At 76.3% G+C, this 19034-nt stretch carries 18 protein-coding genes and 1 pseudogene; 10 read left to right on the top strand and 9 right to left on the bottom strand.

Annotation, left to right across the window (positions count from 1 at the left end):
- Nucleotides 1-393 precede the first annotated feature (393 nt).
- From RLT57_RS25895 to RLT57_RS25910, 4 genes and pseudogenes are all read left to right on the top strand, one after another.
- Nucleotides 394-1341 (top strand): annotated as a pseudogene (locus RLT57_RS25895) (AraC family transcriptional regulator).
- A 206-nt stretch (nucleotides 1342-1547) separates the two neighbouring features.
- Nucleotides 1548-2471 (top strand): LysR family transcriptional regulator, encoded by a 924-nt coding sequence (locus RLT57_RS25900; RefSeq protein WP_311299660.1) that lies wholly within the window; start codon nucleotides 1548-1550, stop codon nucleotides 2469-2471.
- A gap of 95 nt (nucleotides 2472-2566) precedes the next feature.
- Nucleotides 2567-3850, top strand: a complete 1284-nt coding sequence (gene alc, locus RLT57_RS25905) for an allantoicase (protein WP_311299661.1) — start codon at nucleotides 2567-2569, stop codon at nucleotides 3848-3850.
- A 102-nt stretch (nucleotides 3851-3952) separates the two neighbouring features.
- Nucleotides 3953-4561 (top strand): RBBP9/YdeN family alpha/beta hydrolase, encoded by a 609-nt coding sequence (locus tag RLT57_RS25910; protein WP_311299662.1) that lies wholly within the window; start codon nucleotides 3953-3955, stop codon nucleotides 4559-4561.
- A 275-nt stretch (nucleotides 4562-4836) separates the two neighbouring features.
- Here the strand turns inward: RLT57_RS25910 and RLT57_RS25915 are convergent, their stop codons facing one another.
- The 4 genes from RLT57_RS25915 to RLT57_RS25930 all read right to left on the bottom strand — a co-directional run bounded on the left by RLT57_RS25915 (nucleotide 4837) and on the right by RLT57_RS25930 (nucleotide 7178).
- On the bottom strand, nucleotides 4837-5136 hold the full coding sequence (locus tag RLT57_RS25915; protein WP_311299663.1) for a hypothetical protein: 300 nt from the start codon (nucleotides 5134-5136) through the stop codon (nucleotides 4837-4839).
- Entirely contained in the window at nucleotides 5136-5963 is an 828-nt protein-coding gene (locus RLT57_RS25920; RefSeq protein WP_311299664.1) for a hypothetical protein, read from the bottom strand. The genes RLT57_RS25915 and RLT57_RS25920 overlap by 1 nt, the downstream gene beginning before the upstream one ends.
- Before the next feature lie 77 nt (nucleotides 5964-6040).
- On the bottom strand, nucleotides 6041-6466 hold the full coding sequence (locus RLT57_RS25925; RefSeq protein WP_311299665.1) for an ankyrin repeat domain-containing protein: 426 nt from the start codon (nucleotides 6464-6466) through the stop codon (nucleotides 6041-6043).
- A gap of 10 nt (nucleotides 6467-6476) precedes the next feature.
- On the bottom strand, nucleotides 6477-7178 hold the full coding sequence (locus tag RLT57_RS25930; protein ID WP_311299666.1) for a hypothetical protein: 702 nt from the start codon (nucleotides 7176-7178) through the stop codon (nucleotides 6477-6479).
- A gap of 257 nt (nucleotides 7179-7435) precedes the next feature.
- Here RLT57_RS25930 and RLT57_RS25935 point away from each other — a divergent pair, with 257 nt between their 5' ends.
- Complete coding sequence (locus RLT57_RS25935; protein ID WP_311299667.1) at nucleotides 7436-8341, top strand: arginase family protein; 906 nt, start codon at nucleotides 7436-7438, stop codon at nucleotides 8339-8341.
- 96 nt (nucleotides 8342-8437) lie between these two features.
- Here RLT57_RS25935 and RLT57_RS25940 read toward each other — a convergent pair whose 3' ends face one another.
- The gene (locus RLT57_RS25940) at nucleotides 8438-9373 is read right to left on the bottom strand and encodes a ketopantoate reductase family protein (protein WP_311299668.1); all 936 of its coding nucleotides are present in this window, start codon (nucleotides 9371-9373) and stop codon (nucleotides 8438-8440) included.
- Nucleotides 9374-9791: 418 nt separating this feature from the next.
- Here RLT57_RS25940 and RLT57_RS25945 point away from each other — a divergent pair, with 418 nt between their 5' ends.
- On the top strand, nucleotides 9792-10238 hold the full coding sequence (locus RLT57_RS25945) for an SseB family protein (RefSeq protein WP_311299669.1): 447 nt from the start codon (nucleotides 9792-9794) through the stop codon (nucleotides 10236-10238).
- Between the two features lie 127 nt (nucleotides 10239-10365).
- Here RLT57_RS25945 and RLT57_RS25950 read toward each other — a convergent pair whose 3' ends face one another.
- Nucleotides 10366-11229 (bottom strand): diacylglycerol/lipid kinase family protein, encoded by an 864-nt coding sequence (locus tag RLT57_RS25950; RefSeq protein ID WP_311299670.1) that lies wholly within the window; start codon nucleotides 11227-11229, stop codon nucleotides 10366-10368.
- Entirely contained in the window at nucleotides 11193-11825 is a 633-nt protein-coding gene (locus RLT57_RS25955; protein ID WP_311299671.1) for a phosphatase PAP2 family protein, read from the bottom strand. The genes RLT57_RS25950 and RLT57_RS25955 overlap by 37 nt, the downstream gene beginning before the upstream one ends.
- 55 nt (nucleotides 11826-11880) lie before the next feature.
- On the opposite strand from RLT57_RS25955, the gene RLT57_RS25960 reads away from it, so the two are divergent.
- The 3 genes from RLT57_RS25960 to RLT57_RS25970 all read left to right on the top strand — a co-directional run bounded on the left by RLT57_RS25960 (nucleotide 11881) and on the right by RLT57_RS25970 (nucleotide 15215).
- The gene (locus RLT57_RS25960) at nucleotides 11881-12576 is read left to right on the top strand and encodes an HAD family hydrolase (RefSeq protein ID WP_311299672.1); all 696 of its coding nucleotides are present in this window, start codon (nucleotides 11881-11883) and stop codon (nucleotides 12574-12576) included.
- Nucleotides 12577-12864: 288 nt separating this feature from the next.
- A complete protein-coding gene (locus RLT57_RS25965) occupies nucleotides 12865-14076 on the top strand; it encodes an aminotransferase class I/II-fold pyridoxal phosphate-dependent enzyme (protein WP_311299673.1) in 1212 nt (403 codons plus the stop codon).
- Nucleotides 14077-14213: 137 nt separating this feature from the next.
- Nucleotides 14214-15215: an MBL fold metallo-hydrolase gene (locus RLT57_RS25970; RefSeq protein WP_311299674.1), complete on the top strand. Its 1002-nt coding sequence runs from the start codon at nucleotides 14214-14216 to the stop codon at nucleotides 15213-15215.
- A gap of 124 nt (nucleotides 15216-15339) precedes the next feature.
- Here the strand turns inward: RLT57_RS25970 and RLT57_RS25975 are convergent, their stop codons facing one another.
- Together RLT57_RS25975 and RLT57_RS25980 are read right to left on the bottom strand one after the other, a co-directional pair.
- On the bottom strand, nucleotides 15340-15999 hold the full coding sequence (locus RLT57_RS25975) for a DedA family protein (protein WP_311300871.1): 660 nt from the start codon (nucleotides 15997-15999) through the stop codon (nucleotides 15340-15342).
- Nucleotides 15999-16790 (bottom strand): MBL fold metallo-hydrolase, encoded by a 792-nt coding sequence (locus RLT57_RS25980; protein WP_311299675.1) that lies wholly within the window; start codon nucleotides 16788-16790, stop codon nucleotides 15999-16001. Before RLT57_RS25980 ends, RLT57_RS25975 begins: the two co-directional genes overlap by 1 nt.
- A gap of 142 nt (nucleotides 16791-16932) precedes the next feature.
- Here RLT57_RS25980 and RLT57_RS25985 point away from each other — a divergent pair, with 142 nt between their 5' ends.
- Nucleotides 16933-19017 carry a phage holin family protein gene (locus RLT57_RS25985; RefSeq protein ID WP_311299676.1) on the top strand — a complete coding sequence of 695 codons (2085 nt, stop codon included), beginning with the start codon at nucleotides 16933-16935 and terminating at the stop codon, nucleotides 19015-19017.
- The last annotated feature ends 17 nt before the right edge of the window (nucleotides 19018-19034 follow it).

Genomic DNA, 19034 nt, shown 5'->3' on the forward strand with positions numbered 1-19034 from the left:
GGTGCTGCGGATGTCGCCGTTCACGGCAACTCCTCCGGAACGAGGGCGGGTCGGGGAGGGCAGGGCGCGCCGGTGCGGGGGGCCCGGCGGGGCGCGGACCCGGCCGCGGCCGGTCGGACGGGGTGCGCGGAGACGCAGTCGCCCCCGGTCCGGGCCACGGCGGGCTTCGGCCGGGCGGGTGGCGCGGCGGGCGCCGTCGTCCGGTGCGGATCCCTGGCGTGCGGTGGGTGCGGTGGGTGCGGGGCCCGCGGGTCGTGCGCGGGTCGCTCGTCGCGGCCGTGCCGCGGGTGCGTCGTCTTGCCGTCGAGTCAGCCGCCCGCGCCCGCCTCGGGCCATCGTCGAAAAGCTCGTCCCCATGCGCGGACGTCCAGCCCTACGCTGGCGCCGTGGACGCTGGGGAACCTGCTGGACGGTCCGCGGGCCCGCGGAGCCTTCCTGCTGCGGTCGATCCTCACCCCGCCCTGGGCGCTCAGGATCGAGGACCGCGCGCCGCTGGCCCTGGTCCACATGGTCCGCGGCGAGGCGTGGGTGGTGCCGGACGGCCGGCTCGCCGTACGGCTGCGGCCCGGTGACATCGCGGTGGCCCGCGGTCCCGGGGCGTACACCGTGGCCGACGACCCGGCGCGCCGCCCGAGGATCGGCGTCGGGCCCGGGCAGGTCTCCACCGACCTGCGCGGCGACCCGCTCTGCGACGCGACGGACCTCGGCGTCCGGACCTGGGGGCGACGGCCCGGACGGCGCCGCTGGGCTGGTCAGTGGTACGTATCAGATGGGCGGCGAGATCAGCGGCCGGCTGCTGACGGCGCTGCCGCGGATCCTCGTGCTGCCCGCCGGCGCCTGACACAGCCCGCCGCCCGGCCCGCTGCCCGGCCTGCTGCGCGAGGAGATCGCGCGGGACGAGTTCGGACAGGAGGTCGTCCTCGACCGCCTGCTGGACCTGCCGCTGATCGGGGTGCTGCGGGCATGGTTCTCCCGCCCGGAGGCCCACACCCCCGCCTGGTACGCGGCCCGGAGGGATCCGGTCGTCGGCCCGGCACCGCGGCTGTTGCACGACGACCCCCCTCCCACCCCTGGACGGTGGCCGCGCTGGCCTCGCGTACCGGCGTCTCCCGGGCGGCGTTCGGCCGCCGTTTCACCGGACTCGTCGGCGAGCCGCCCATGTCGTACCTCACCAACCGGCGGCTCGCACTCGCCGCGGACCTGCTGCGCGAGCCGGAGGCGACGATCGCGGCGGTGGCCCGCAAGGTCGGCTACGGCAGCCCGTTCGCGCTGAGCGCGACGTGCAAAAGGGTGCGCGGGGTGAGCCCGCAGCGGTACCGGAAGGGCGCGGCGGCGTCCTGAGACGGGGGGCCTCCGGGCCGGACCGGGTCCCCGGCGGGTGGCGGACAACTCCCGTGCCACGGAGGCCGAGACGGGTCCCGGCCGCGTGGACCGCCCTGGACGGCGGCCGGCCGGAGGGGTCCCGAACGGCCCCGGCGGCCAGGTCCTCCTTCACCTGACGTGATGCACGGTGGAACGGTTGCGCGCCGAATGTTTAGGGTGGCTGCATGAAGGATTGGGACCTCCGGAAGCTGCGCGTCCTGCGCGCCCTCCACGACACGGGAACGGTGACGGCCGCCGCGACCGCGCTGCGGATGACGCCGTCGGCGGTTTCGCAGCAGCTCGCCGCGCTGTCCAGGCAGATAGGCGCTCCCGTGGTCGAGGCGCGGGGCCGCGGCGTGCGGCTGACGGGCGCCGCCCACGTACTGCTGCGGCACGCCGAGATCGTCTTCGCCCAACTGGAGCGGGCCGGCGCCGAACTCGACGGCTACGCCAGGGGCGACGCCGGCACGGTGCGGATCGGCACCATCGCCACCGCCATCACCCGTCTGGTGGTACCCGCCGCCGGGCTGCTGCGCCGCTCGGCGCCTGAAATCACCCTGTCGGTGCGCGAGGCCGAGGCCGCCGAGGTCTACGAGGAGCTGGCCGGAGGCGAGGTCGATCTCGCGCTGACCCTCGCCGTCGACGCGCCCACCGTCCGCGACCCGCGCTTCGTCCTGTTCCCGATGCTCACCGACCCGCTGGACATCGCGCTGCCGCCGGGCCACCCGCTGGCGGCCGGACCGGGGCTGCGACTGGCGCAGCTCGCTGCCGAGCCGTGGATCTTCGGCAGCCGCGGGCCCTGGCGCGACATCACCCTGACGGCCTGCGCCGACGCGGGGTTCGTCCCGGAGCAGGCGCACGCCGCCGCCGACTGGCCTGCCGTCTTCGCCCTGGTCGCGGCCGGGATGGGCATCGCGCTGGTGCCGCGGATGGCCACCACGGGCGGACTGCGGCGGGAGGTCGCGGTACGGCCGCTGGACGCGGACCGGCCGCGGCGCCGGATCGTGGGCGCGGTACGTGGCGGGGCGGAGGACGCGCCGCTGCTCCGGCGGACGTTGGGGGCGCTGCGGGAGGCGGCGGAGCTGGATCCACTCGTTCAGTTCAGCTGAAGGGTCTGTTCAGAAAGTCTCGATGGACGTGAAGGGTCAAGGTGGCCGAGAGTAGAGGCATGGATCCGGACGGACGAGAAGAGAGGACCGGGGAGATGACGACGGCGGAGCAGGGCGCGGGCGGACCGGGCCCGGACACGGCGGCCGGCCGTGGCCAGGACCACGGCCGCGGCGGGGGGGAGTGGAGCCGGGGCCGCGGCGCGGGCGGGGACGCAGCGGAAGCCGGCGGAGGCGGGGAAAGCGGCACGGCGTCGGCGGGCGGCGGTCCCTTCACGGCGCTCACCTCCTTCACCGGGGACGCGCGGCCCTACGCCGGGGGCAACCCGTACGCGGACTACCGGACGGCGGAACTGCCCTTCGCCGGACTGGTGGACCTGGCCGACCGGCGGCTGGGCGCGGGGGTCATAGCGGCCAACGACGAGTTCTTCGCCGAGCGGGAGAACCTGCTGCTGCCAGGGCCCGCGGTCTTCGACCCCGAGCGCTTCGGCCACAAGGGCAAGGTGATGGACGGCTGGGAGACCCGGCGCCGCCGCGGCCGGTCCGCGCGGGTCCCGCACCCGGAGCCGACCGACCACGACTGGGCGCTGGTACGGCTCGGGGTGCCCGGAGTCGTCCGCGGCATCGTCGTGGACACCGCCCACTTCCGCGGCAACTACCCCCAGTCCGTCTCGGTCGAGGCCACCGCCCACTCCCTTTCCGCCGCGCCCGAGGACCTGCTCGCCCCGGACGTCGAATGGACCGAGCTCGTCGCACGCACACCCGTCGGCGGCCACGCCGAGAACGCCTTCGCGATCCACGTCGAGCGCCGCTTCACCCATCTGAGGCTGCGCCAGCACCCCGACGGCGGCGTCGCCCGGCTCCGCGTCCACGGCGAAGTGGTCCCCGACCCGGGCTGGCTCGCCGAACTGGGCACCTTCGACCTGGTCGCCCTGGAAAACGGCGGCGCCGTCGAGGACGCCTCCGACCGGTTCTACTCGCCCCCGGAGCACACCATCCTGCCCGGCCGCTCCCGGCAGATGGATGACGGCTGGGAGACCCGCCGCCGCCGCGACACCGGCCACGACTGGATCCGGTACCGCCTGGTGGAACAGGGCGAGATCAGGGCCGTCGAGATCGACACGGCCTATCTGAAGGGCAACTCGGCGGGCTGGGCGGCGCTGTCGGTCCGCGACGGCGACGACGGCGAATGGCTCCCCCTCCTGGCCCGGGTCCGCCTCCAGCCCGACACCGTCCACCGCTTTGTGGTCAACCCGCTGCCCGCCACCCACGTCCGCATCGACGTCTACCCCGACGGCGGCATCTCCCGCCTCCGCCTCCACGGCTCTCTCACCCCCCGGGGCGCGGCCCGTCTGGCCGAGCGGACGGAGGCGATCAGCTGAGCCAGGGGTCCCGACGCCATCCCGACCCGCGGCACCACCCACCCGACCCGCCCGCCGACACGGACTGGACCTCACGAACCGAGGGAGGTGACGATCACCGCCATGACATCGACCCCGCGCTCCTTTCTGATCCTGCACGGCTGGCAGAACCACCGGCCGAAAGACCACTGGCAGCACTGGCTGGCGGACGAACTGACCGCCGGCGGCGACCGGGTGACCTACCCGCAGCTCCCCGAACCGGACCGTCCGGACCTCGGGGCCTGGCTCGCCCGGTTGCGCGAACTCATGGCGGCCGACGAGCGCCTGCCCCGGGGCGAACACGTCGTCGTCTGCCACAGCCTCGGTGCCCTCCTGTGGCTGCAGGCCGCGGCCCGCGGCGGCATCCGGGCCGACCGGGTCCTGCTGGTCGCCCCGCCCGCCGCCGAAGTCCTCGACCGGCACGAGGAGATCGCCGCCTTCGCCCGTCCTGCGGCCACCGCCGCCCATGTCCGCGCCGCCGCGGGCCGGACCGGACTCGTCGCCGGAGACAACGATGCCTACTGCCCCGGTGGCGCGGCCCACCACTACGGACACCCTCTCGCCCTCGACACCGACGTCATCCCCGGCGCAGCCCACCTGGACCTCGACGCGGGCTATGGCCCCTGGCCTTCCCTCCTCGCCTGGGCCCACGACCCCGCCGTGCGGATATCCGCACGGCCGCCGACTCCCTAGAGTCTGTCGTCGGGAGCTGCGCGGCGTCGCGGGGCCCGGTACGCACATCCGCCGCGGTCCCGTCGGTCGACGACGGCCCCCTCGGTCCGGCGGCCGGGGAGGCACCCAACACCACGTCCGCCTCCGCCCCCGCTCTGCACCTGCACGCGCCGGACCCCGCTCCTCCACCCACGCGGATCCCCACGACCGACCACGACCCCTCCGCTCGACGGGCCGTTCCGGGTACTCGGGCGCTCCGAGCACGGCCGACCCCCCGCCGCGAGCCGAACGGGCCGTCAGGCGGGGAGGACCTGCGCGGACCAGGCGGTGGGGTGTTCGAACAGGCCGGTGCGGCGGTGGAGGACGGCCGCGTCGTCGCCGTCGACGTCGACGTCGTAGACAGGGGAGCCCAGCGGGGTGCTGACGGCGAGGCGGGTCAGCATCAGGGGCGCCAGCCAGCAGTACTTGGCGGCGCCGTCGGCGGCGACCTGACGGCGTAGACCACCCTCGTCCATGGGGCGGCCGGCGTCGCGCAGGCCCTGGAGGTAGCCGCCGATGACCGCCTCCGAGATCTCTGGGAGGAGCCCGGTGGGCATCAGACCGTCGGCGACGCAGTCCGGGATGAGGTTGGCGACGTCCTCGCCGATGCCGTCGACGAACGACCAGTCGAGAAGGACGGTCCGGTCGCCGGAAAAGCCGGCGGGCGGCGTACCGGGCGGGCCGCCTGGTGGACCGCTGGGCGGGCCGCCCGAAGAGGCGTCGACGGCCAGCAGATTGAGCGGCCAGACATCAGGTGGCACAGGGTGCGGGGCCCGGACTCAGCGGCGGACAGGAGGGCATCGCGCTGCTCCCACATACGGCGTAGCGCGGTCCGCAGCGGAGCGGACCAGAAGGCGACGACCGCCGGGTGGTCCCACGGGATGGCGGCGGGGAGGGACTTGCTCGCCACGTACTGGCGGAGCCGGCCACGGGAGAGCCACGGCCGCTCGGGGAGGCGGTCGGTCCAACGGGCCTGTGCGGCGCCGAGTGCGTGGGCGAAGGCGGCCAGGCGGGGCACCGGCCAGTGGGCGCCGGGCAGGCCGGCGACATCCTCCAGCCAGAGGACGAAGGAGTGGTCCGGCCGCTCCACCTGGGCGAGTTGGCGCGGGCTGTCGATGCCGGCCGCGGCGAAGGCGCTCGTCGTCAAGCCGTCGGCATAGGCGAGGGGCTCGCGGCGCCAGTGGTTCCAGTGCCGGGGGTCGGGGCTGGACGCCCACGGTCCCGGGCCGCCGGGAACGCACAGCTTGACCACCGCGCTGCCGCCCGGCCCGGCGACCCGCCAGACTCCGCCGGTCGCCTGGTTGAGGCCGCCGTGCGCCAGTTCGGTCCAGGACGGACCGGCCGTGCCGTCGTCGCCGAGGACGGCGGCGACGGCAGGGGGCACGGCCGACACGGCGGAAGGCGGGGACCCGGGAGGGGTCCCCGCCGCCCCGGGCGGCCGCGACCCGGTCACCGGCTCGGTCACCGTCCCCCGAACAGGGCCAGCAACTCGTTCTTGCCGAAGACCTGGGCGGTCTCGATCGCGGAGGGGGCACCCGCCGAGGGGTCGGCGCCCGCCTCGACGAGGGCGGCGATCACATCCTCCCCGCCCTTGAAGACGGCGCCGGCCAGCGGGGTCTGGCCCCGGTCGTTGGCCCGGTCGGGGTCGGCGCCGCGGTCCAGCAGCGCCCGTACCGCCGCGGCGTGGCCGTGGTAGGCGGCGAGCATCAGCAGGGTGTCGCCGCGGTCGTTGGTGAGGTTGGCGGGGACGCCGGCGTCGATGTAGGCGGCGAGTTGGGCCGCGTCGCCCTGCCGGGCGAGGTCGAAGAGGCGGGTGGCGAAGTCGACGACCTCGGGGTCGTCGGCGGGGCCGTCACCAGGGGTCAGGTCGGGGGTGGGCTCGGTCATGACCACCACCCTACGCAGAGCAGCGACCGTCGAAAAAGGAGATCACCACACGTTGTGCCGGCCGGTTGCCGACCCGGACGCCCAGGGGTACGCAGGCACGCCCGTCACCTGCGACGAAGAACGCGCCGATGAAGACGGTGGGCGCGCCGGGGCAGCCGTGGAAGGCCGCCGCCGGGGCCGGGGACATACCCGAGGCGAGGCCGTACTGCAGTCCCGCGCGGGCCCGCAGTTCGGGGCCGACGGTGACGGTGACGGCCTGGGTGTCGTGGAGTTGGGAGTCGATGCGGTAGTGCCAGCCATCGGCGTTGTGGACGCCGTGCGCCTGCTGGTCGCCGTCGGCGAGGGTGCCGACGCCCCGCCAGATCAGCGGGCCGACGGTGACGTCGTTCCTGGCCGGCGCGGGCGCACCGGACGTGGAGCCGGCGGTCGTGCCCGCCGGGGCGCAGGTACCGGACCGGGTCCCGGACGTGGGGGCCGGGCCGGGTCCCGGACGTGGGGGCCGGGCCGGGTCCCGGACGTGGGGGCCGGGCCGGGAGAGGCGGGCGGTGTGTACGCGGTGCCTTCGACGCAGTTCACCGGGCGCGGGTGGGAGACGCTGCCGACCGGCGGGCGGGGAATCCGTCGGACGGGCGGTCGCGGCGGCGCCCGTTCGGCCGCCCAGCGTGCATCCGGCCAGCAACGCCAGTGCCCCGGCCGCGGCGCCGGCCGTCACGCCTGCTCGCCGCCTTCGACCTGGCAACGGCACCACCCCCTCGTCAGGACGGTACGTCCTCAACCGGGCCGCTACCAGACCACCGACTGCCGTACCGGTTTCCGGCCATAGGTCACCCGCGGCGCGGGGCCGTCCCCGGGACGCGGCGGTGGAGGGTGGGCCCCCGGCCCGTCCGGCCTCCCGCGTACCGCAGACGTCCGCGCGGTCCGGGGTGCCGCGTGGCCGGGGGTGTCGGAGGGGCCGTACACAATGACCGTATGAACCGTGCGACCGTCCTGCTCGACGCGCCCAGCAATCTCGGCCTGCGGCCGCCGGCGCCCGGCACTGTTCCCGGATGCCACAAGCTGGCCGGCGCGCTGCGCGATCAGGGGCTGGCGGTCGGGCTGGGCGCGCGGGAGGGCGGCGTCGTCACCCCGCCCCGCTACGACCGGGGGACCTGGCGGGAGGGGGACGGCGTCTTCCACGCGGCGGCCATCGCCGGGTACAGCCGCCGACTGGCCGACCGGCTGCAACCGCTGCTGGCGGCGGGGGAGTTCCCGGTCGTCCTCGGCGGCGACTGCAGCATCCTCCTCGGCGCCGCCGTCGCCCTGCGCCGCCTCGGCCGCTACGGCCTGGCCTACCTCGACGCCAGCGCCGACCTGCGCCATCCCGGCAACTCCACCGCCGTCGGCGCCGCCGCGGGCGAGGGGCTCGCCCATGTCACCGGCCGCGGCCAGGACGACGTCACCGACATCGAGCACCTGCGCCCCTACGTCCGCGACGAGGACGTCCGGGTGCTCGGCATCCGCGACGGCGACCCCGACCTGCCGGAGCTGGCCGGGCACGGCATCCGGTACGCCACCGCCGGCAGCATCCGCGCGCGGGGTGCAGAACACAGCGCCCGCGAGGCCCTGGAGCGCCTGGAGTCCGCCGAACTCGACGGCTTCTGGCTGCACCTGGACGCCGATGTGCTCGATCCCGCGGTCATGCCCGCGGTGGACAGCCCCGATCCCGGCGGCCTCGGCGTCGCCGAACTCACCGGCCTCGTCACGGTGCTCGCCCGCTCCCCGCGCTGCGTCGGACTGCACCTGACGATCTACGACCCGGACCTGGACCCCGAGGGGACCGGCGCCGCCCTGCTGGCCGAACTCCTGACCGTCTCCCTGGGCGGCGCGCGGACCTGACGGGGCCGGACCCGGCGGGGCAGGCCCGGCGCCGGCGCCGCGGAGATCCCCGCGGCGGACCCTAGACGGCCAGCAGCTCCTTCCGTTCGGCGTCCGTCAGCCCGCCCGGTCGCGGCGTTCCCGGGCGAAGCGGTTCGCCAGCCGCTGGAGGGTCTCGTTGACCGGGACGGGCAGGCCCAGTCGGCGGCCGAGCAGCACGACCTCGCCGTTCAGATAGTCGGACTCGATGGAGCCGGTGCCGCGGGTCAGGCTCTGCCAAGAGGAGCCGCCGCCGAGCGAGGCGCTCTCCACCGGCCGCATCAGCATCCGGTCGCGCCGCTCCTGGGCCGGGTCCTCGTCGCCGGTGTACGCGATGCCCGCCGCGTCCAGCACCGCTCGAGCCTCCGCCTTGGCCCGCCGGGTGAGTTCCAGCGCCGGGTCGTCGTCGAGCGCCCCCCACACCGCTCCCACTGCGTTGCCCAGGTTCGCGAGCAGCTTGGCGTACTTCCACGGCATCACGTCCTCCTTGACCGGCGCCGCGAACCCCGAGCCGGCCAGGTCGGTCGCGATCCGCCGGGTCGTGTCGTCGGCGCCCGACGGGTAGCGGCCCAGCCGCAGCATCCCGGTCAGCGGCGCGCACGGCGCCCTGACGACCCCCGGTTCCAAGTGCGAGCTGGGCAGCCACACGCACATCGCGTGCACATCTCGGAAGCGGCGCAGCGCCAGCCGCTCGTTCTCCACCCCGTTCTGCGCGCACACCACCGCCGGACGCTCGCCGAACGAGCCCCACACCGCGAGGGCGCCCGCGGTGTCCTGGGTCTTCACCGCGAGCACCGGCACATCGTCGCCGCGGGGCGTCAGGTCTTCCGGCCCGTCCGCCACCGGGATCCGCACCTCACTCGTCCCGTCCGGCAGTTCGAGCCGCAGGCCGTTGGCCCGCAGGACCTGCGCGTGCGCGCCTCTGGCCACCAGGACCACCTCGCGCCCGCTGTCGAACAGCCGGCCGCCGATCGTCCCGCCGCCCGCGCCCGCGCCGATGACGATGTATCGCATACCGGCAGATTCACACACAGGCTCCACTTCGCCCGCGCCAGCCCGCCGAACAGCCGGCCTCGGGGTTGCCGGACCCGCCCCCGATCCTGCCGCCGCCGGTCCCGCTTCCCGGTCCCACTCGCCGGACCCGCCTTCGCCCGGCCCGGCTCCCGTCCGGCCGCTCTCAGGCCGACCGTGCCCCCGCCCGGCGGACCCGCCGCCCTCGCGTGCCACCCGCTCGCGCTCGATCACCCCGTTCCCCCGTCTCCCGTCTCCCGGCGGGGACGCGACGCCGGTCCGCCACGCCCTGGAGCGATTTCCGCGCCGTGCCGCATGCTCCGCGGGGCGCTGGGTACGCGCCGGGTTCAGCCACCTCCGACCATCCCGTGGCATCCACGGAGTCCGACCTCGAAGCGACCCGGCGAGAGGAAACCCCGGCATGACCGACATCAACCCGAACGGCGCACTGCCCCCGGCCCAGCGTGCCCTGCACGAGATCGCCCAGGGCAGCGAGAACGTCATCGCGCTCAGCACCCTCGCGGTCAGTGAGGTACTGCTGCCGGTTCCGGCCGTCGACGACTACCCGGAAGGCGTGGGCGTGCCCGGCGGGGCGGACACCGCTGCCGCCGAACCGCCCCGCGAGATCCAGCTCCCGGTCTACGAGCAGGACGACGGCCGCCAGCTCGTCCCGGTCTTCACCTCCGAGACCCGGATGGCCGAGGCACTGCCGGCCACCCGCCGCTACCGGCTGGTGCAGCTGGCCGCGCTCAGCGGTGCCTGGCCGTCGGACGAGCTGATCCTGTCCATCGACACCGGCAGCCCGGACGCGCTGAGCATCTCCGGCGAGGGTGTACGGGCGCTGGCCGGCCTCGTGGCGGACGACTGAGCCCGCTCCGACCCGTACCGCCCGCCAGCCCGGCCGGTGCCGGGCCGGCTGATCGGCGGGTCGCCGACCCGCCGATCAGCCGCGAGAACGCCCGCGAGAACACCGGAGAACGCCGGCCCCGGAACCCTCAGGCCCGGTAGACCACCAGACCCCCGCGCACCTTGTCCAGCACCAGCTCACCGGGTGCGGGGGCCACCTCACCGTCGTAGGCGAGGTGGACGCCCGTGCCCGGCACCCGTACCCGCAGCCGCGGCACCGCCGCGACCGAGTACACCGGCGAGCCGGTCAGTACGCCGGTCAGCGCCGCGCCCAGCATCCGGGTCCGCGCGAACGGCCCGCCGTCCACGATCCGTACGTCCAGTAGCCCGTCCGACAGGTCGCCGCGCCGCACCGGCGCCGGCCCCCAGCTGGAGTAGCGGCAGTTCCCGGCGAACAGCAGCCACACCGACCGCGGCCGCCCGTTGATCTCCACGTCGACCGGTGTGCAGGTACGCAGCACGTGCACCGCCGCCAGCACCCCGGCCGGCCAGCTGCCCACCCGCCGCGACCAGCGCTCCCGGATCCGTACCAGATCGGGGTACGAGCCGATGCTGAAGGTGTTGAGGAAGGGGACGTGCTCGCCGGTCAGCGGGTCGGTGTGCCGGGCGACGTCCACCGTCGCGGCGCGGCCGGCCCGCACCGCGGTCGCGGTGTCCTCCACCGACTCGAAGCCGAGGTCGTGCGCGAAGTGGTTGCGGGTGCCGCCGGGGAAGACCGCCAGCGGCAGGTCGTGCCGCATCGCGACCTCGGCGGCCCGGCGGATCGTGCCGTCCCCGCCGCACACGCCCAGGGAGCCGCCCGCCTCCAGCGCCGAGCGGGCCGCCTTCTCCAGCAGCTCGCCCAGGTCGTCGTCCTCGGTCCGCTCGGTGACCGCGGCCCGCGGCAGCACCGCGCGGACGCGGTCGGCGTTCGACATCAGCAGCGGCGGTGGCCCCGAGGCGCTGTTGACCACGACGTGCAGGCCCTCGCCTTCCTCCAGCGCGGGCGCCCCCGTCGCCGGGCCGGGTTCCGGCTGCGGCGAGACCGGCGGCAGCAGCGCCCGGACGGCTGCGCCGCGCCGACGCCCAGGACGCAGCCCACCACCACGTCGCTGGGGTAGTGCACCCCGGTGTAGACCCGGGAGAAGGCCACGCTCGCCGCGACCGGCGCCAACGCCGTACCCCAGGCACCGGACTCCATCGCGGCGCCCGCGACGAAGGCCGCCGCCGACGCCGAGTGGCCGGAGGGGAACGAGGAGGTCACCGGCTGCCGGCGCAGCTGCCGTATCACCGGGACGGTGTCCAGTACCGGCCGGGTCCGCCGTACCGCGCCCTTGCCGACGGTGTTCACCGTCAGCGACGCCAGCGCCAGGGAGCCCAGTCCCCGTGCGGCGGCCCGCCGCCCGCTGCGGCCGCCGGTCACCGCCATGCCGGCCGCCACCGCGAGCCACAGCCGGCCGTGGTCGGCCGACCGGCTCAACCGGGGCAGCACCGGCTTTGCGCCCGGCCAGCGCTGCTTGGCCACATAGGCGAACAGTGCCTTGTCCCAGCTTTTCCAGGGATACGTCATGACCGTCCCATTACCCTCCCGCGGCCCGCGCACGCCGCCGCTGTACGCTCCCCGGGTGAGCCGCGCGAACCTTTGGAACCGGTGGCCGGCACCCGAACTGGTCGTCTTCGACTGCGACGGCGTGCTGGTCGACAGCGAGAAGATCGCGGTCAAGGTCGACGTCGAGGTGCTCGCCGGCCTCGGCTGGCCGCTGACCGAGGCCGAGGTGGTCGAGCGGTTCGTCGGCCGTTCCCTCACCGATGTCCGCGCCGCCGTCGAGCAGCACCTGGGCCGGCCGCTGCCGGCGGACTGGGCGGCCCGCAACCGGCATCTGTACCGGGAGGCGTTCGCCCGCGAGCTGACCCCGGTCGACGGCGTCGTCGAGGCGCTGGACGCGCTGACCCTGCCGGCGTGCGTGGCGTCCAACACCGGCCACGAGGGGCTGCGGTACTCGCTCGGCCTCACCGGGCTGTACGAGCGCTTCGCCGGCCGGGTCTTCAGCTCCGCCGACGTCTCCCGCGGCAAGCCCGCCCCCGACCTCTTCCTGCACGCGGCCCGCAGCCTCGGTGTGGCGCCGGAGCGCTGCCTCGTGGTGGAGGACAGCCGGTACGGCGTGCAGGCCGCCCGCGCGGCGGGCATGCGCTGCTTCGGCTACTGCGGTGGGCTGACCCCCGCGGCCTGGCTGGAAGGGCCCGGCACCACGGTCTTCGACGACATGCGCGCGCTGCCCGCGCTGCTCAGGGACGCCGGAGCTCCCGCCCCCCGCCCCTGACGAACCCGGCTCCCGGCCGGGCCCCTGAGTCGCGCCCCCGAGCCGCGCCCCCGAACCCTGAGCCGCCGCCGCCCGCTCGCCTGCCCGCCTGCCCGAACCCCCGCACCCCGCTGCCGGACCGGCCCTCGCCCCCCACCCCCGGCCGCCGGGCAACCCGACCCCGGTGGCCCGGCGGCGACCGGACACCCGCCGGACCCCGTCCTCCTCGCCGTGCGGGAATCCCCGCGCCGGGGGAAGGTGGCCTGATAGGGCTCACGCGGGTGAGGCCCCTGCGTAGCGGAGGTGCGTATGCGGCTCACCGTCCCGTACGATCTGCGGCCCGACCCCGGTCTGCCGGTGCCCGCTTACTGGGACGCGCACCTCGACTTCCCGGCCGGCGCCCAGCCGCCCGGCGGCGGCCCCCGGCTGCTGGCCGCCGCCGAGGGCTATTGGGCCCGCCGCGGCCTGGCCGCCGACACCGGCCGTGTGCTGGCCGCGCCCGGCGCCGAGCCGCTGCTGCTGGCGCTGCTGGCCGCGAGTGACGGCGACCCGGTACTGGCCCGCCCGGCCGCCGCCTGGCAGGCCCCGGTGACCCGGCTGCTCGGCCGCCCGGTGCACACCGTGCCCACCCCGGCCGAGGGCGGCGGCGTACCCGACCCGTTCGCGCTGCTGGAGACGGTACGGCGGGCCCGCGCGGGCGGCGGCGACCCCCGGCTGCTGGTGCTGTCCGCGGTGGACGACCCCAGCGGGACGGTCGCCCCGCCCGAGCTGCTGCACGAGACCTGCGAGGCGGCGGCCGAGGCGGGGCTGCTGATCATCTCCGACGAGACCTACAGCGACACCCTGCACCACCACGACACAGTGCTGCTCAGTCCGGCCGAGATGCTGCCCGACCACACCGTGGTCCTCGCCGACCTGGCCGCGACCCTGGTCCCGGCCTCGGTGCCCGCCGCGCTCGCCCGCTTCCCCGGCACCGACCACGGCACCGCCTGGCGGCAGCGCACCGCGAACGTACTCGCCGCGCTGCGGGCCGTGCTGCCGGCACCGGCCGCCGCCGCCACCGCCTACGTCCTCACCGAACCGGCCGAGGTCACCGGCCGGGCCGCTGCCGCCACCCGGCTGCACGCCAGGGTCGCCGCGGCGGCCTACCGGGCGGTGACCGAGGCCGGCGGCGTCTGCCGGCCGCCCAAGGCCGCCTACCAGCTCTACCCCGTGCTCGGCGCGCCCGGCACGCGGGCGGCGGATCTGGAGGAGCGGCTGACCGCCGCGCTCGGCCGCCGGGTCCTGGGCGGGCACCGCTTCGGCGACGACCCGAGGGAGCCGCGGGCCAGGATCGACACCGGCGCGCTGTACGGCGGGAACGAGGCCGAGCGGCGTGACACGCTGGCCGCCGCCGACCCGCTGGCCGTCCCGCACGTCGCGGCGGCCCTGTGCGCGCTCGCCGCCGCCCTCGGCGAGGACCCGGACCGGTCCGGTGTCGGCGGCCCCATCGGCACGGGATCGCGGGGCGGCGCGGCCTGACGCCCGTCCTGCCGTCGTCCGGGGTCGTCCGCCGTCGTCCGGTACGTGCCCGCCCGGCGGGCGGCGGCGCCGACGACCGAGGAAGCGTGGTACGCGAGGAAGCGCGGTACGCGAGGAAGCGCGGTGAGGGAGCCGAGATGACCGACCAGAGGGAACGGACTCCTGCCGCGACCCGCCCGCTGGGCGAGCGCCGCACCTGGCCCCGCTCCTTCGCGGACCGGCTGACCGAGCCGCTCACCGATCCGCTGCCCGGCCTGCGGGAGCTGGTGCGGGTGGTCCGCGAGTGCGTGGTGCGGCCGCCCGCGCACACCCTGAAGGAGGTACCGCTGCTGCCGGTGGCGTCCGGGACGGTGCTCCCCGCCGGTCCCGGCACGGTCGGCGTGACATGGGCCGGACACGCCAGCTGGGTGCTGCGGATCGGCGGTCTGACGGTGCTCACCGACCCGGTGTGGTCCCTCCGCATCCCCGGCACGCCGGCCCGGATCACCCCGGTCGGGGTGCCCTGGTCGGTGCTGCCGCCGGTCGACGCGGTCGTCATCAGCCACAACCACTACGACCACTTGGACGCGCCGACCATCAGGCGGCTGCCGCGGTCCACCGCGGTGTTCGTGCCGGCCGGCCTGGGCGGTTGGTTCCGGCGCCGCGGATTCACCCGGGTGACCGAACTCGACTGGTGGGAGGCCGCCGAACTGGGCGGCGTCCGCTTCGACTTCGTGCCCGCGCGGCACTGGAGCCGGCGCACCCTCACCGACAGATGCCGGTCGCTGTGGGGCGGCTGGGTGCTGTCCGACGCCGCCGGGCCGCGGATCTACTTCGCCGGGGACACCGGATACGGGCGGTTCTTCCGCGAGATCGGCCGCGTGTACCCCGGGATCGACCTGGCGCTGCTGCCGATCGGCGGCTACGCCCCGCGCTGGATGCTCCGGCCGGTGCACACCGACCCGGAGGAGGCGGTGCGGGCGTTCCTGGACGTGGGCGCCGCCGCGATGGCCCCCATGCACTGGGCGACGTTCCTGCTCTCCGGCGAACCCCCGCTGGAGCCGCTGCGCCGCCTGCACCGGGCCTGGACGGCGGCGGGACTGGCCCGCGGCGCCCTGTGGGACCTGCCGGTCGGCGGATCGCGGCTCCTCGCCCCCTGACCGGCCCGGCCTCCGGGCTCCCGGCCGGCTCTGCCGCCTCCTCCCGGCCGTACCGGGACCGGGCCGCCCCCACCCGGCCGCCGGCCCGGTGCCCCGCCGCCTGCCCCGCTGCGGCCGCGGGCCGCTACCTACCGGCCTCCTCGGCCGGCTCCCCGTGCTCGTCCGGCGCCTTGCGGACGTGCCGTACCACCGCGGGACCCGCCGCGATCGCGGCGGTCAGGCCCACCGCCAGGGCCACGCCCTGCCAGGGCTCGGGGAAGAGCGAGCCGCCCAGGACGCCGATCACCTGGTAGGCCGCCGCCCAGGCCAGGCACGCGGCCATATCGACGCGGGCGAACCGCCGCAGCGGCATCTCCGCCAGCAGGCAGGCCACCATCACCGGCAGCCGGCCCGCCGGAATCAAACGGGACACCGCCAGCACCGCCGCCCCGTGCTCCGCCAGCCGCCGCTCGGCTTGCGCCAGCGTCCCCGCGTCCACCCGCTGCTGGAGCCGGTGCAGCCAGCGGGAGCCGTTGCGGGACCGGACCCCGCGGAACCCCAGCCAGTACAGCGCCACGTCTCCGAGGAACGCCGCCAGCGACGCGACCGCGAACACCACGGCCAGACCCACCGGTTCCGTCCGGTGGAACGCGACCACCGCCGCGCCGGAGACCAGTGCCCCGGTGGGCACCACCGGGACCAGCGACCCCAGCGCCACCAGCAGGAACAGCGTCGGGTAGCCGATCGCCTGCCGGGCGCTCTCCGAGGGCGGCTGGTGGGCCGCGGCCGACGCCAGCACCCCGATCACCCGGCGTCCTCCCGGCCGGCCGCCGCCACCAGGACGCTCTCGCCGTGGTCCAGCCGGTGCACCGACACCTCCGGCGCCAGCCGCGCCGCGAGCCGTACGAACTCCCGGCCCGGCGTGTGGAACTCCTCGGGACGGACCGCCGCCATGCCGATCGGCCAGTAGGTGCCGTAGTGCACCGGCACCGCCGCCCGCGGCGCCAACTCGGCCAGCGCCCGCCCGGCCCGCTCGGGGTTCAGGTGCCCGTGGCCGAGGAACGGACCCCAGCCGCCCACCGGCAGCAGCGCGACGTCGCACGGCCCGACCGCCGCCGCCATCCCGTCGAACAGCCCGGTGTCCCCGGCGAAGTACGTCCGCGCCGCGCCCTGCAGGACGTAGCCCAGCGCGGACACCCGCTGCGGACCGTACGGCAGCCGCCGTCCGTCGTGCGCCGCGGGCACCGCCCGAACCGTCAGCTCCCCGAAGTCCAGCGCGTCCCCGGCGGTCATCTCGACCAGCCGCAGCCGGTCCCGGAGCCTGCGCAGCCCCGGCACCGCGCCGAGCGCGCCGCGCGGCAGCAGCACCGCCGTGCCGGGGGCGAGGCGCCGCAGCGAGCCCAGGTGCAGGTGGTCGGCGTGCAGATGAGACACCAGCACCACGTCCGCCTCGGCCGCGGCCGGCGGCGGCAGCGCGCCGCGCCGCCTGCGCAGGTGCGCCAGCCGTGGGGTGAACAGCGGGTCGGTCAGCACCCGCACCCCGGAGTCCAGCACGGTCGCCGTGGCATGACCCCACCACGTGATCTCCACCGTCACCGCGCCCGCCCCTTCTCCGGCCCGTCCGCTACGCCGCCGCTCCCGAGCGTATGCCCTGCGCCCCTCGGCGCCGGACCGACCGGACCTGCGGGTATGACAGGGTGGAGGAGTGCCGCAGCCGGGAGGGGATCGACGACGGGCCGTGGGCCGCAGCACGCTGCGGACCGTCGGCCGGGTGCTCGCGGTGTGGGCGGTGTCCTCGGCGACGCTCGCCGTACTCGCCGCCGTGCTCCCGGACTTCACCATCGAGGCGCCGGGCGGCGACAGCCCGACCCGGATCGCGCTGACCGCCGGCTTCGGGGCGGGCGCCTTCGGCGTGCTGAGCGCGCTGGTGTGGCCGCTGCTGGTCCGCGCCCTGCTGCTGGTGCCCGCGCTGGTGCTCGGCGCCCTGGTGTTCTTCCTCAACGGCACCCTGCTGCTGATCGCGCTGCGGCTGGCCCCCGAGGGCCGCGGCGAGGCGACCTGGGCGACCGCCGTGCTGATCGCCGCCGTGATGTCCGCGACGTCCTCCGCGACCAGTACCGCGCTCGCGGTCCGGGACGACGACGCCTACGGGCGCCGGCTGGCCCGGCTGGCCGGCCGCCGTCGGCGCCGCGCGGGCGACCCGCCGCGACCCACCACCCCCGGCACCGTCTTCCTCCAACTCGACGGCGTCGGCCACGGCGTGCTGCGCGACGCCCTCACCTGCGGCCCGCCCGCGATGCCGACGGTCGCCGGCTGGCTGGAGTCCGGCACCCACCGGCTCGTCCCGTGGCGCACCGACTGGAGCAGCCAGACCGGCGCCAGCCAACTGGCGATCCTGCACGGCAGCAACCACGACGTGCCCGCGTTCCGCTGGTACGAGAAGGAGACCGGGCAGGTCATGGTCTGCAACCGCCCGTCCAGCGCGGCCGAGCTGGAGCGGCGGGCGGTGGCGCGCACCGGGTCGCCCGGCCTGCTCGCCGGCGGCGGCGCCAGCCGCGGCAACCTCTTCAGCGGCGGCGCCGACCAGTCGGCGCTGGTGATGTCGGTCGCGGCCCGCGCGGACACCTTCAACCGGCCCCGCTCGGGGTATTTCGCGTACTTCTCCGACCCGGCCAACGCGGTGCGCACCGCCTGGTCGTTCTGCGCGGAGGTCGGCCGGGAGATCCTGGAGTCGTCGTCGGCCCGGATCCGGGCCGACGGGCCGCGGGTCGGGCGCGGCGGGCTGTATCCGCTGCTGCGGGCCTTCGCGACCGTCGTGGAGCGGGACGTGGCGGTCGCCGCCGTCATCGGCGACATGCTGGCCGGGCGGTCGGCGGTCTACGCGGACCTGGTGGCCTACGACGAGGTCGCCCACCACTCGGGCCCGTACAGCGGGGACGCCCGCAAGGTGCTGACCCGGCTGGACCGTTCGGCGCGGCTGATCGCGGACGCCGCCCGGTACGCGCCCCGGCCGTACCGGATCGTGCTGCTCTCGGACCACGGGCAGAGCACGGGGGAGACCTTCGAGGGCGCGTACGGCGTGCGGCTGCGGGAGCTGGTGCGGGCCGGGTGCGGGCTGGCCGACCACGGCCGCCGGGCGCGGCGCACGGGCGGGGCGGAGGCCAGGGGCGCGGCCCGCACCGCGCTGCGCCGGCCGGAACGCGGACGGCGCGCGGAGGAGGCGGAGTGCGGGCCGCCGTCCGAACCGGTCGTGCTGGCGTCCGGCAACCTCGGCCTGGTCACCTTCCCCGACCTGCCCGGCCGGGCCACGCTGGAGGAGATCTCCTTGCGCAGCCCGGACCTGCTCGCCACCCTCACCGGCCACCCCGGGATCGGTTTCGTGCTGGTCCGCAGCGCCGAACGCGGGCCGCTGGTGCTCGGACCGGGCGGCGGCGAGCGGGAACTGGCCACCGGCCGTGTCGTCGGTTGCGACCCGCTGGCCCCCTTCGGACCGGGCGCGGCGGCCGCGGTGCTGCGTACCGACTCCTTCCCGCACACCGCGGACCTCATGGTCAACTCCGCGTCGGACCCACGTACCGGTACGGTCCACGCCTTCGAGGACCAGGCCGGCTCGCACGGCGGCCTCGGCGGCCCGCAGTCCTGCCCCTTCCTCCTGCACCCGGCCGAACTCCCCCTCCCGGCGGGCCCGCTGACCGGCGCGGAAGCGCTCCACGCGGTCTTCCGGGAGTGGCTCGCCGCGCCCTGCGCGGCGCCCGGCCGCGGTCTGCCCGCGCAGCCGCGGGAGGCCGCGGCGGACACGGCGGCGGAGCCGGGCCGGTACTGAGCCGGCGCGCCTGACCG

It is taken from the genome of Streptomyces sp. ITFR-21 (assembly GCF_031844685.1).
Lineage (GTDB): Bacteria > Actinomycetota > Actinomycetes > Streptomycetales > Streptomycetaceae > Actinacidiphila.